The organism is Tepidicella baoligensis (genome assembly GCF_013432195.1).
Classification (GTDB): domain Bacteria; phylum Pseudomonadota; class Gammaproteobacteria; order Burkholderiales; family Burkholderiaceae_C; genus Tepidicella; species Tepidicella baoligensis.
Genome location: NZ_JACCDB010000025.1, coordinates 1 through 12,561, shown reverse-complemented (window position 1 = coordinate 12,561; position 12,561 = coordinate 1). Strand labels below are relative to the sequence as shown.

General features: G+C 62.9%; 14 protein-coding genes and 1 pseudogene. 13 read left to right on the top strand and 2 right to left on the bottom strand.

Annotated features, from left to right (window positions below):
* Nucleotides 1-288 (bottom strand): annotated as a pseudogene (locus HZS63_RS13620) (IS21 family transposase); the annotation flags it as partial.
* Nucleotides 289-566: 278 nt separating this feature from the next.
* Entirely contained in the window at nucleotides 567-1,472 is a 906-nt protein-coding gene (locus HZS63_RS13615) for a LysR family transcriptional regulator (protein ID WP_045786201.1), read from the bottom strand.
* A 111-nt stretch (nucleotides 1,473-1,583) separates the two neighbouring features.
* Between HZS63_RS13615 and HZS63_RS13610 the strand changes: the two genes are divergently transcribed.
* The 13 genes from HZS63_RS13610 to maiA all read left to right on the top strand — a co-directional run bounded on the left by HZS63_RS13610 (nucleotide 1,584) and on the right by maiA (nucleotide 12,414).
* Nucleotides 1,584-2,570: a 2Fe-2S iron-sulfur cluster-binding protein gene (locus tag HZS63_RS13610; RefSeq protein WP_180684534.1), complete on the top strand. Its 987-nt coding sequence runs from the start codon at nucleotides 1,584-1,586 to the stop codon at nucleotides 2,568-2,570.
* A gap of 45 nt (nucleotides 2,571-2,615) precedes the next feature.
* Complete coding sequence (nagG, locus tag HZS63_RS13605) at nucleotides 2,616-3,878, top strand: salicylate 5-hydroxylase large oxygenase NagG (RefSeq protein ID WP_180684533.1); 1,263 nt, start codon at nucleotides 2,616-2,618, stop codon at nucleotides 3,876-3,878.
* Nucleotides 3,879-3,880: 2 nt separating this feature from the next.
* Entirely contained in the window at nucleotides 3,881-4,366 is a 486-nt protein-coding gene (locus HZS63_RS13600) for an aromatic-ring-hydroxylating dioxygenase subunit beta (RefSeq protein ID WP_142811778.1), read from the top strand.
* 11 nt (nucleotides 4,367-4,377) lie between these two features.
* Nucleotides 4,378-4,692 (top strand): non-heme iron oxygenase ferredoxin subunit, encoded by a 315-nt coding sequence (locus HZS63_RS13595; RefSeq protein ID WP_180684532.1) that lies wholly within the window; start codon nucleotides 4,378-4,380, stop codon nucleotides 4,690-4,692.
* 85 nt (nucleotides 4,693-4,777) lie between these two features.
* Nucleotides 4,778-5,950, top strand: a complete 1,173-nt coding sequence (locus tag HZS63_RS13590) for an ABC transporter substrate-binding protein (RefSeq protein ID WP_180684531.1) — start codon at nucleotides 4,778-4,780, stop codon at nucleotides 5,948-5,950.
* Between the two features lie 3 nt (nucleotides 5,951-5,953).
* Nucleotides 5,954-6,880 carry a branched-chain amino acid ABC transporter permease gene (locus HZS63_RS13585; RefSeq protein ID WP_180684530.1) on the top strand — a complete coding sequence of 309 codons (927 nt, stop codon included), beginning with the start codon at nucleotides 5,954-5,956 and terminating at the stop codon, nucleotides 6,878-6,880.
* Nucleotides 6,877-7,857, top strand: a complete 981-nt coding sequence (locus HZS63_RS13580) for a branched-chain amino acid ABC transporter permease (RefSeq protein ID WP_180684529.1) — start codon at nucleotides 6,877-6,879, stop codon at nucleotides 7,855-7,857. Before HZS63_RS13585 ends, HZS63_RS13580 begins: the two co-directional genes overlap by 4 nt.
* The gene (locus tag HZS63_RS13575; RefSeq protein WP_180684528.1) at nucleotides 7,854-8,609 is read left to right on the top strand and encodes an ABC transporter ATP-binding protein; all 756 of its coding nucleotides are present in this window, start codon (nucleotides 7,854-7,856) and stop codon (nucleotides 8,607-8,609) included. The genes HZS63_RS13580 and HZS63_RS13575 overlap by 4 nt, the downstream gene beginning before the upstream one ends.
* A complete protein-coding gene (locus tag HZS63_RS13570; RefSeq protein WP_180684527.1) occupies nucleotides 8,606-9,319 on the top strand; it encodes an ABC transporter ATP-binding protein in 714 nt (237 codons plus the stop codon). Before HZS63_RS13575 ends, HZS63_RS13570 begins: the two co-directional genes overlap by 4 nt.
* A 22-nt stretch (nucleotides 9,320-9,341) precedes the next feature.
* Complete coding sequence (locus HZS63_RS13565) at nucleotides 9,342-9,926, top strand: hemerythrin domain-containing protein (RefSeq protein WP_180684526.1); 585 nt, start codon at nucleotides 9,342-9,344, stop codon at nucleotides 9,924-9,926.
* Between the two features lie 53 nt (nucleotides 9,927-9,979).
* Nucleotides 9,980-11,050, top strand: coding sequence for a cupin domain-containing protein (locus HZS63_RS13560; RefSeq protein WP_180684525.1), 1,071 nt, complete (start codon nucleotides 9,980-9,982; stop codon nucleotides 11,048-11,050).
* Between the two features lie 18 nt (nucleotides 11,051-11,068).
* On the top strand, nucleotides 11,069-11,770 hold the full coding sequence (locus HZS63_RS13555; protein WP_180684524.1) for a fumarylacetoacetate hydrolase family protein: 702 nt from the start codon (nucleotides 11,069-11,071) through the stop codon (nucleotides 11,768-11,770).
* A gap of 5 nt (nucleotides 11,771-11,775) precedes the next feature.
* Entirely contained in the window at nucleotides 11,776-12,414 is a 639-nt protein-coding gene (gene maiA / locus HZS63_RS13550) for a maleylacetoacetate isomerase (RefSeq protein WP_045786213.1), read from the top strand.
* The last annotated feature ends 147 nt before the right edge of the window (nucleotides 12,415-12,561 follow it).

The following is a 12,561-nucleotide window of genomic DNA, read 5'->3' as shown; positions in this document are numbered from 1 at the left end:
ACGCAACTGCGCCTGGATGAACTCACGGTGGGGTTCGCACAGGGAGGAGGCCAGTGGCGCAGGGGCAACAGCAGGAGCCGGTGGCCGGGGTGGGGCAGTTTGACTGGCCACCGCCTCAGAGCCGGTGGCCACCCCGGGGCAGTTTGCCCCTTCTGCGGCAAAGCGCTGCTGGTAGGCGCGGATGGTGTGACGGGAGATTCCCGTGACCCGCTCGATCTCTCGCTGGCTGGCATTGGCCTTCAGCAGCGTCCAAATGGTGGTTTGCAAGTGTGGCTTCAAGACGTTCACTCCTGTGGTCCCCTCGGTGATGAGGGGGTGAAAGTAACGTCCTGCCGATCGACCATCAGGCGACCAACATGCCACGCTCAATGCACCAGGTCACCCTCGGCCGGGTGGAGCAGTTTGGGTGGCCATCAGTGGGGCACTTTGGGTGGCCGCCGGGGGTCGATGCGATGAAGTCGAAGACTTGGGTGTAGCGGGTGCACACCGATCGTTCACGAAGATCTTTCGATGCAGTGAAAGGCGAAACCCCGCATGTCCAAACTGTTGCGGTGACACCGAAGGCTTCACTTGTCCGCGAACAGATCGCTCACAAGTTGCCGCAGCCACATATTGGCCGGGTCACGGTTGTACTTGGCGTGCCAGAACATGTTAATGGCAATTTCGGGCAGCTTGACAGGGTGAGGGGAGACGACCAAGTCAAATGGGCCCTTGCTGCGGTCAGCAAACCGCTCGGGCAATGTGGCGATCAGGTCGGTGCTTTGAAGGATGTGGCCCACAGCGATGAAGTGCGGCACCACCAGTCGAACGCGGCGCGTGACGCCCGCACGGGTTAGCAGGCTGTCGATCTCCCCATGGCCTGTGTTTGGCGCCGTAACACCCACATGTTCAAGCTTGCTGAATTGGGCCAGCGTCATGGGCGACTTTGCGACGGGGTGTCCCTTCCTGAACATGCACACGTAACGTTGCCTGAACAGCCGCTTCTGGAAGAAACCGGTTTGCAGGTTGGGCATCAGACCCAGCGCGAGATCGATGGCGCCGGACTCCATGCCTTCCTTCAGGTCGCCCGAGCCGGGCCGGTGGGTATGGATCTGGATCTTCGGTGCCAGCCGGGACAGCGCGTCCATGAGCGGCGGCATGAAGTACATCTCGCCGATGTCGGTCATCGCCAGGTTGAAGGTCCGGGCACTGGTCTGGGGGTCGAAACTTTCTTTACTCGACAGAGCTGTCTGCAGCGCATTGAGTGCGTACACGACGGGTTCTGCCAGGTGCAGGGCGTAGGGCGTCGGCTCCATGCCCTTGGATGTGCGTATGAAGAGCTCGTCGTTCAGCAGCTCACGCAGGCGACGCAGCGCGTTGCTGACGGCGGGCTGTGACATGTTGAGCTTCTCGGCAGCAGTGGACGCGCTGCGGTCCATCAACATCTGGTTGAACACCACCAGCAGGTTGAGATCAATGTCGCGAAGCCTCATGCTGTACCTCACTATTCATGCTGGTGATTCTAACTATCAGGTTCGCTGCATCGACTTATACGACTTGTCTATCCAGAATCGCGTCATTCGGAGACAAAGAGAGCGCACAACATGGAACTGGTCGTACAGCCACTGAATCTGCGGCTGCAGACAGAGATTGGGAAAAATCTGCTGGACGTGCTGCGTGCGCACAGCGTTCCCATTTCCTACAGCTGCATGTCCGGTCGCTGCGGCATCTGCCGCTGCAAGGTGACCGAAGGCAGCGTGCTGGACGGCGTACCGGAGACAGGACGCCCCCATTCGGCCAAGGCCGGTGAGGTATTGGCCTGCCAGGCTACCCTGACCGGGGACTGCACCATCGAGGTTCCCGATGTGGATGAGGTGGTTACCCATCCGGCCAAGATCATCAAGGGCACGGTCACATCGATCGAGCAGGCCACGCACGACATTCGCCGCATCAAAGTCAAGCTGGCCAAGCCGCTGGAATTCAGCCCGGGGCAGTACGCCACTTTGCAGTTCACGCCCGACCATATCCGCCCATATTCCATGGCCGGCCTGCCGGGTGATGAGGAGATGGAGTTCCACATCCGAAAAGTGCATGGAGGCCGCGTCACGGAATACATCTTCGGTGAACTGAAGGTCGGATCGAACATCCGCATCAGTGGGCCGCTGGGCACGGCATACCTGCGTCGCAAGCACACCGGCCCAATGCTGTGCGTGGGCGGTGGTACCGGTCTGGCCCCTGTTTTGTCGATCGTGCGCGGCGCGTTGGCCGAGGGCATGACCAACCCTATTCACCTCTATTTCGGTGTGCGCAGCCAAGAAGACCTGTACGACGCCGAGCGGCTCCAGGCGATGGCCGATCAACACCCTCAGCTCAAGGTCCACGTTGTCGTCGCCACCGGCCCGGTGGACGGTGCATGGCGCAGCGGCCTGGTCACCGATGCCATCGAGAGCGATTTTAAGTCGCTCGATGGCTGGCGAGCGTACCTGTGCGGCGCTCCCGCCATGGTCGAGGCCCTCAGTTTGATCGTCGCCAAGCTTGGCATTGCGTCGGAGCATGTTCACGCCGATGCCTTCTATCCCAGCGGTGTCTGAACCCCACCGATCGTTCCCAGTGCATTCCACCCAAGGAGACCCACGATGAGTGAAACCAAGACAGTGTTTCCCAAAGACCCCGTTTGGCCAGGAGACGGCACCAGCCGGATCCCCTTCTGGGCTTACACCAGCGAGGACCACTACAAGCGCGAACTCGACCGCTTTTTCTACTCCGGCCACTGGTGCTACGTTGGTCTCGAAGCCGAGATTCCGAATCCAGGCGACTTCAAGCGAACGGTGATCGGTGAGCGCTCGGTCATCATGGTGCGTGATCCGGATGGCGGCATCAACGTGGTGGAGAACGTCTGCGCCCACCGTGGCATGCGCTTTTGCCGCGAGCGCCACGGCAACGCCAAGGACTTCTTCTGCCCCTACCACCAGTGGAACTACAGCCTCAAGGGTGACCTGCAGGGCGTGCCCTTCCGCCGTGGCGTCAAGCAGGACGGCAAGGTCAACGGCGGCATGCCCAAGGACTTCAAACTCGAAGAACACGGCCTGACCAAGCTCAAGGTGGCCGCCCGAGGCGGTGCAGTGTTTGCCTCTTTCGACCACGATGTCGAGCCTTTCGAGGACTTCCTGGGCCCAACCATCCTGCACTACTTCGATCGCGTCTTCAATGGCCGCAAGCTCAAGATCCTGGGCTACCGCCGCCAGCGCATCCCGGGCAACTGGAAGCTGATGCAGGAGAACATCAAGGACCCCTACCACCCGGGCCTGCTGCACACCTGGTTCTCGACCTTCGGGCTCTGGCGCGCCGACAACAAGTCGGAACTGAAGATGGACGCCAAATTCCGCCACGCCGCGATGATCTCCACGCGCGGTCAGGGCGGCAAGAACGAGGAGGTCGTGTCCGGCGTGGACAGCTTCAAGGAGCAGATGAAGGTGAACGACCCGCGTCTGCTGGACATCGTGCCCGAGCCCTGGTGGGGCGGCCCGACCGCCGTGATGACCACGATCTTCCCCAGTGTGATCATCCAGCAGCAGGTCAACAGCGTATCGACGCGCCACATCCAGCCCAACGGGCACGGATCTTTTGATTTCGTCTGGACCCATTTCGGCTTTGAAGACGACACGCCGGAGATGCACCAGCGCCGCCTGATCCAGGCCAACCTGTTCGGCCCGGCAGGCTTCGTCTCGGCCGACGACGGCGAGGTGATCGAGTGGTCGCAGGAAGGCTTCGAGCAGAACCCGTCGCACCGCTCCGTGATCGAGATGGGCGGCCACGAGATCGGCGACACCGACCACATGGTCACCGAAACGCTGATCCGCGGCATGTACGACTACTGGCGCAAAGTGATGGGGGAGTGAACATGATCGACTTCAAGACGTACTTCGAACTGCTGAACCTGTACAGCGACTACGCCATGGTCTGCGACTCCGCCGATTGGGAGAAGTGGCCTGATTTTTTCATTGAGACCGGCACCTACCGCCTGCAACCGCGCGAAAACTTTGAGCAGGGCCTGCCCCTGTGTCTGCTGGCTCTGGAGAGCAAGGCCATGATTCGCGACCGTGTGTACGGCGTCAAAGAAACCATGTACCACGACCCCTACTACCAGCGCCACATCGTGGGCACGCCGCGAATCCTGTCCGTGGAGCGTGATGTCAGTGGCGAGCGCATCCAGTCGGAAGCCAACTACGTGGTCATTCGAACCAAGCTAGATGGGGACTCCACGGTTTTCAACGCAGGCTACTACCGCGACGTCATCGTGCGCACACCGGAAGGGCTGAAGCTGCAGTCTCGGCTGTGCGTGTACGACAGCGAGATGATCCCCAACTCCCTCATCTACCCCATTTGAGGTTGCAGAACATGTCCGAGAACTGGATTGATGCCATCGCACGGGACGCTGTGCCTGAGGGCGATGTGGTCGGAGCCATCGTGGCAGGCAAAGACATTGCCTTCTATGAGGTGGAAGGTGAGGTCTTCGCCACCGACAACTTGTGTACCCACGGGGCTGCGCGCTTGAGCGACGGCTTTCTGGAGGGCAATGAGATCGAGTGTCCCCTTCACCAGGGGCGCTTCGATGTCTGTACGGGCAAGGCCCTGTGCGCGCCTCTGACCGAAGACATCAAGACCTACCCGGTCAAGATCGAAAACATGCGCGTGATGATCAAGCTGGACTGATCACATCCGCCGGGTTTGACCGGTTTCCTTTCAATTTTTTGCCGCTGCACCGCAGTGGCGGGGCCCACTTTTTCCGGAGACAACGATGAACTTGAATTTCACCCTCAAAGCCGTTACGGCTGGCGTCTGTGCACTGTCCTTCCACGCGGCGCATGCCGACGTGACCATTGGTTTCTCGGGCCCTCTGTCTGGACCGGTGGCAGCTGTGGGCCAAGATCAGTACGACGGTTTCATGTTGGGCATCGAACAGCTGGGCTCGAAGCTGGGTGGCCAAAACGTGAAAGTGCTGCGCGAAGACGACCAGCTCAAGCCCGAGCTGGGCAACCAGATCGCTCGCAAGTTCATCGACCGTGACAAGGTGGACGCCATCGTCGGTCTGGGTTTCTCCAACGTGCTCATGGCCAGCCTGCCCCGCATCGTGGAGTCCGGTACCGTGGCCATCGCCACCAACGCCGGTCCGTCCCCGCTGGCGGGCAAGGGCTGCCTGCCCAATGTATTCTCCACCGCCTGGCAAAACGACGGCCCGGCCGAAGCCATGGGCAAGTTTGCCCAGGACAGCGGCTACAAGCGCGTCTACCTGATGGCGCCGAACTACCAGGCGGGCAAAGACTACATCGCCGGCTTCAAGCGCTTCTACAAGGGCGAGGTTGTGGACGAGGTCTACACCCAGGTGAACCAGCCCGACTACTCTGCCGAGATCGCGCAGTTGCAGGCGGCTGGTCCAGACGCTGTGTTCGTGTTTTACCCCGGTGGCATGGGCGTGAACTTCGTCAAGCAGTTCAGCCAGGCTGGCTTGTCCAAGAAGCTGCCCATGATGTCGGCGTTCACCGTGGACGGCACCACCATGCCCGCCCTGGGCGATGCGGCCGTGGGCGCAATCTCCGGTGCGATGTGGGACGTGGCACTCAAGACGCCAGGCAACGCCGAGTTCGTCGCCGCCTTTTCCAAGAAATACGGCCGTGCGCCCAGCCACTACGCAGCGGTCGGCTACGACACCGCGAATCTGCTGAACATCGCAGTCGGCAAGGTCAAGGGCAATACGACCGACAAGGCCGCGTTTGCTGCGGCGGTCAAGGCGGCTGGTGGTGAACTCAAATCGGTTCGTGGTCCGTTCAAGTTCAACGCCAACAACATGCCGGTGCAGAACTACTACGCCTTCCAGGTCGCCAAGGAGGGTGCGCAGGTGGTGGTCAAGCAGCTGGGCACCCCGCTGCCCGCCCACCAGGACGCTTACGTGTCCCAATGCAAGTCGAGGTAAGCCATGTCGATATCTCTGCTCCTTGCGCAGATGCTCAACGGCCTGCAGTACGGCGTGATGCTGTTCTTGCTCGCTGCCGGGCTGACGCTGGTGTTCGGCATCATGAGTTTCGTGAACCTCGCGCACGGCTCGCTGTACATGCTGGGGGCCTATGCCGCCGCGGTGGTGAGTGGGCACACCGGGTCCTTTGGCCTCGGTGTGCTGGCCGCTGTGGCCACGGGTCTGGTGGTGGGCATGGTGCTGGAATGGGTCGCGGTCTCGCGTCTCTACCGGCGTGACCACCTTGATCACGTGCTGGCCACCTTTGGTCTGGTGCTGTTTTTCAACGAGGTGGTCCGCATGATCTGGGGCCCGCATCCGGTTTTTGTGTCCCTGCCTGAAAGCCTGTCGGGCACGGTGGACCTGTTCGGTTTCACTTACCCCACCTACCGTTTCCTCATCATCGTGGTGGGCCTGCTGGTGGCCGCAGGCAGTCAGTGGCTGATCCACAAGACCCGGGTGGGCATGCTCATCCGGGCGGGTTCGGTCAATCCCCAGATGGTGGGCGCGCTGGGCGTGAACATCCGCCTGCTCAATGCCATGCTGTTCGCGCTGGGCGCTGCGCTGGCCGCGCTGGCCGGTGCGATGGCGGGCCCGATCCTGTCGGTGCAGAGCGGCATGGGGGAACCGGTGCTGATCACCACGCTGGTCGTGATCGTCATCGGTGGCATCGGGTCGGTGCACGGCGCCCTGTACGCGGGGATCATCGTTGGCCTGGTCGATACCCTGGGACGCACCTTCCTGCCCATGATCATCCGCGAGTTCGCGGACCGAGAGACGGCCAACGCCGCAGGGCCGGCATTGGCCTCGATGTCGATCTACCTGCTCATGGCCATCGTGCTGGCGTGGAAGCCCCAGGGCCTGTTCCCTGCACACAAAGGAAGTGTATGAAGTCCGCTCATCGCTACCTGTCTTTCCTGCCGGCGCTGTTGCTGGTGGCGCTGGTCTTGGTGCCAGCACTATCGACCGCCATCGACGACAGCTTCCTCGTGGCATTCAGTGCTCGCGTGCTGATCTATGCGATCGCTGCCAGTGCACTGAACATCGCACTGGGCTTTGGCGGCATGGTCAGCCTGGGGCATGCGCTGTTCATTGGCATCGGCATGTACAGCGTCGCCTTGCCTGTGCACTACGGCATCGATTCCGGCTGGGTGCACCTGGCGGTGTGTGTGGTGGTTTGCGTCCTGATCGGCGGCATCACCGGTCTCATCAGTCTGCGCACCTCTGGCATCGCCTTCATCATGATCACCCTGGCGTTCGCCCAGATGGGCTACTTCGTCATCGTCAGCCTCAAGCAGTATGGCGGTGACGATGGCCTGGGTGTGGCGCAGGCCAGCAACTTCTTCGGCTGGACGCTGAGCTCGCCCAATGCGGTCTTCTACTGCGCCTGGGGGCTGTTGCTGGCGTTGACCTACTGGGTCATGCGGCTGCGCAAGTCGCCCTTCGGCATGGTGCTGCGGGGTGGACGCCAGAACGCCCGGCGCATCAACTCGGTGGGCCTGCCGTTGCAGCGCTACCAGTTGACCGCCTACGTGCTGTCGGCCATTCCCTGCGGCATCGCCGGGATGCTGCTGGCAAACCTCAACGCCTATGCCTCGCCCAGCAGCATGTCCTGGATCGTCTCGGCCGACCTGATCGTGATGGTCGTCATGGGCGGCATGGGCACGGTGGTGGGGCCGGTGGTCGGAGCCCTGGCCTTCCTGGGGCTGGAAGAGGTGATCAAGGCTTACACCGAACACTGGATGGCTGTGTTCGGCATCGTGATCCTGGTAATGGCGATGTTCGGCAAGCGCGGCATCGTGGGCTGGGTGAACGCCGTGACCGACCGATTCAGTCGCAAGGGCGAAGCAGGGGAGGTTGCACGATGAACGCATTGCTCAAAACCCACGCGATCACCAAGCGTTACGGCGCCTTGCTGGTGACCGACGCGGTGTCGATCGATGTTCGTGAGGGTGAACTGCACGCCATCATCGGCCCCAACGGTGCCGGCAAAACCACACTCATCAACCAGCTCTCCGGTGAACTGGCTTCGAACACGGGGCGTATCGAGTTTGCTGGTCAGGACGTCACGGCGCTGGGCATCCACGCACGTGCCCGCCGGGGGCTGGTGCGTTCCTACCAGATCACATCGGTGTTCGACGAGTTCACCGTGCTGGAAAACGCAGCCCTTGCGGCCCGTGGTGCACGGCGCGGTGCATTTGACTTCTGGAAGGGCCTGCTCGATGACGAGGTGGCGCTTGCGGCTGCCCGGCGCGGCGTGCAAGCGGCGGGTCTGGAGGCGCGCAGCCAGGCGCTGGCATCCGAACTGGGGTATGGCGAACGCCGGCAGTTGGAACTGGCGATGGCACTGGCCGCTGAGCCCAAGTTCCTGCTGCTCGACGAGCCCATGGCCGGTATGAGCGTGCAGGAGTCGGCTGCGGTGGTGGCCCTGCTCAAGTCGCTCAAGAAGCAATACACGATCCTGCTGGTGGAGCACGACATGAACGCCGTGTTTGCGCTGGCGGATCGCATCAGCGTGCTGGTCTACGGCCGCATCCTGGTGACCGGGACACCCGAAGAAATCCGGGGCAATGAAGAGGTTCGCTCCATTTACCTGGGCGACGAGGAGATCGGCGCATGACCACTCTGCTCAAAGTGCAGGGCCTCAAGGCCGGCTATGGCGCCGCCCAGGTGTTGTTTGGGGTGGATTTCTCCGTGAAAGAAGGGCAGGTCGTGACCCTGCTGGGACGCAACGGCATGGGCCGGTCCACCACCATCAAGTGCCTGTTCGGTCTGCTTTCGCCTTCCGCTGGTGAGATCTCGCTGGCGGGCCAACGTGTCGAGCGTCTGCCTTCGCACCAGATTGCCAAGCTGGGCCTGGGCCTGGTGCCCGAAGGACGGCAGGTGTTTCCGAACCTGACGGTGGAGGAAAACCTGGTGGCCACGGCGCGCCTGCGTGCCAATGGTCAGCTCAAGCCCTGGACGCTCGACCGCGTGTACGGCTTCTTTCCCCGCTTGAAGGAGCGGCGCGCCAACCTGGGCTCGCAGCTCTCGGGGGGCGAGCAGCAGATGCTGGCCATCGGCCGTGCGCTGATGACCAATCCGCGCCTGGTGGTGCTGGACGAGGCCACCGAAGGACTGGCGCCCATCATCCGTGCCGAGATCTGGCGTTCGCTCGGCGAGCTCAAGGCCGAGGGTCTGTCGCTGATCGTGATCGACAAGAACCTCGGGCCGCTGTTGGAACTGGCCGACCAGCACTACGTGATGGAAAAGGGTGTCGTGGTGTGGTCGGGCGATTCGGCCGGGCTGCGCGCCAACGCCAACATCGTTCACGAGTACCTGGGCGTGTGACCCGATCAACGGAGCTGACACCATGAGCGATACACGAATCCAGGCCCTCAACACCATCCGCGCCGAGCACCGGACGCTGGCCGCCGTCATCCACAACCTCAAGGACCTGCTGGCCGAGGTGCAAGCGGGACGCATGGCGGTGGACTTTCCCCTGCTGTGGTCGATGGTCTATTACATCGATGCCTTTCCTGACCGCTTGCACCATCCCAAGGAAGATGAGTGGCTGTTTCGGCTGCTGCGCCAGCGAACGCACCAGGCCGATGCCTTGATCGACGAACTGCAGCGGCAACACACCCACGAGCCACAGGCCCTCGGTGAGATCCGGCGTTGGCTGGGCAACCTGCAGGCGGGCGTGCCCGGCAGCATGGAGGCTCTGATGCGGACCGTGTCGACCTACGCAGACTTCACCTGGCGGCACCTTAAGGTGGAAGAGCATGAGCTCATTCCTCTGGCTGAAAGCCACCTCACCACCACCGACTGGGATGAGATTGCGCAAGCCTTTGCTCAGAACGCAGACCCACTCAGCGGCTTTGGCCAGGCGGATGCGTTTCACCAGCGTTTTCGCGACATCGTTCAACGCACGCCGGCCCCGCTGGGGCTGGCCTGACGCGCACCATTGGGACGCGCTGATCCCAGACACACTGTCCACTGGAGAGACCCATGACAAGCGAACTTGGAAGACTGGAAGACCTGCCTGCCGGCTACGTGGCCGCGATGCGCGAGCGCAACCTGGTGCCCTTGTGGCCCAGCCTGCGCGGCGTGCTGCCGCCCAAGGTGCCGACGCGCCAGACCCAGGCCACCCACTGGGCCTATGAACACATCAAACCTCTGCTGCTTAAGGCGGGTGAGTTGACGCCCATCGAGAAGGCCGAACGCCGCGTGCTGGTGCTGGCCAACCCGGGCCACACGCTGGAGAAGATGCAGGCCAGCAGCGCCATGTACCTGGGCATGCAGTTGCTGTTGCCCGGCGAGTGGGCGCCCAGCCACCGCCACACGCCGAATGCCGTTCGCATGGTGGTGGAGGGCGAGGGCGCCTGGACCACGGTGGAGGGCGAGAAGTGCCCCATGAGCCGTGGTGATCTGATCCTCACGCCCACCGGGCTGTGGCACGAGCACGGCCACGACGGCACAGAACCTGTGGTCTGGCTCGATGTGCTGGACCTGCCCCTGGCCTATTACCTGGAGGTCAGCTACCACCTCAACGGTTCGCGCCAGGAGACGAAGCCTGGCCAGGCCGACCGTGCGTATGCGAGGGCCGGCGTGATGCCGGCCCCCGTGTTCGGCCGCAGCGGTCGCCGCTACCCCATGCTGCGCTACCCCTGGGCCAACGCCAAGGCGGCGCTGCTGTCCATGGCCGAGAACCAGCCCGATCTGGAGGGCGTGCAGGTCACCTACGTCAATCCCGAAACCGGCGAAGACGCAGAGAACATCCTCGGTTTCTACGCCCTGATGCTGCGCCCGGGCCAGACGCTGGCGCTGCCGGCACGATCACCTGCGGTGGTCTATCACGTGATCGAAGGCGCGGCCCGTGTTTCGACCGGCGCCCAGGACTTCGATCTGGTCGCGGCCGACACTTGCTGCATCCCCGGCTACACGCCGACGGTGCTGAAAAACGCTTCGGCGACCGAACCTGCGTTCCTGTTCATCGCCGACGAGTCGCCGCTGCACCGCAAGCTCGGCGTCTACGAAGTCCGCCAGGACGATCAGCCAGCCATGCCGTCCTCCCTCTGATTTTTCGGAAGCCCTCCCATGACCCAATACCTCTTCACCCCACCCGCCATCCAGTCCCTGCCCATCCGCGGCAAGACCGAGCGCTTCCCGATCAACCGCATCTTCTGTGTCGGCCGCAACTACCACGCGCACGCGGTCGAGATGGGCCGCCCAGTCGACAAGAGCGTCGAGCAGCCCTTCTACTTCACCAAATCGCCCCAAACCTTGGTGGAGAGCGGCGCGACCGTGGCTTATCCGCCGCGCACCAGCAACTACCATTTCGAGATGGAACTGGTGCTGGCCATTGGCAAGGCAGGTTTCCGCGTGAGCGAAGCCAACGCCCACGAGCTGGTCTACGGCTATGGCGCTGGCCTGGACATGACCCGCCGTGACCTGCAGCTGGTGGCGCGGGACAAGGGCCGCCCCTGGGACACCGGCAAGGACATCGAAGAAGGCTCGGTCTGCTCAGAGATCGTGCCGATGGAAGGCGTGGTGATCGAGCAGGGTGCCATCGCGCTGGAGGTCAACGGTGCGACCAAGCAGTCGTCCAACGTGGACAAGCTGATCTGGAACATCCGCGAAATCATTGCGGACCTGTCCACCTACTACCACCTGCAGCCCGGCGACCTGATCTACACCGGCACGCCCGAGGGTGTGGGCGCGGTGGTGACGGGTGACAAGATCACCGGCCGTGTCGAAGGCGTGGCCGAGATCACACTGACCGTCGGTCCGGCGGCCTGAGCGCCATGAAGTTGCACAACTTCTGGCGCAGCGGCACCTCGCATCGCTTGCGCATCGCACTCAACCTCAAGGGCCTGGACGTCGAGTACGTTGCTGTTCACCTGGGCAAGGACGCACACCTGACGGATGCCTTCAAGGCCATCAACCCGCAGCAGCTGGTGCCCGCACTGGACACCGGCAAGCAGGTCCTGATCCAGTCGCCCGCCATCATCGAATGGCTGGAAGAGACCCACCCCACGCCGGCCCTGCTGCCCGCGGACGTCGACGCTCGCGCCCGTGTGCGAGCCCTGGCGGCCATTGTCGGCTGCGATATCCACCCGATCAACAACCGCCGCATCCTCGAAACCCTGCGCAAGACGTTTGGCGCCGACGAGGCCGCCATCAACGCCTGGTGCGGAACCTGGATCACGGCAGGCTTCGACGCGTATGAAGCCCTGCTGGCCAGCGACCCGCACCGCGGTCGCTTCAGCTACGGCGATGCGCCCACGGTGGCGGACGTGTACCTGGTGCCGCAGGTCGAGAGTGCACGCCGCTTCAAGGTGGACCTGACTCGCTGGCCGCTCATCAGCGCCATCGACCAAGCCTGTGGAGAACTGGAGGCGTTCCGCAAGGCGGCGCCGGCGATGCAACCCGACGCGGCTTGATGGTGGGCAGGCAGAGCCTGCCGATTCGTTGTACCGTAGCGGCTGACCGACCTCGCAGGAAAACCGCCCCATGACCTCGCTCTTCTTCGATACTCACCAGGACCGCGTGGCGCTAGGGCCTGTTAAGGAACCTCTGCACTACCCCGC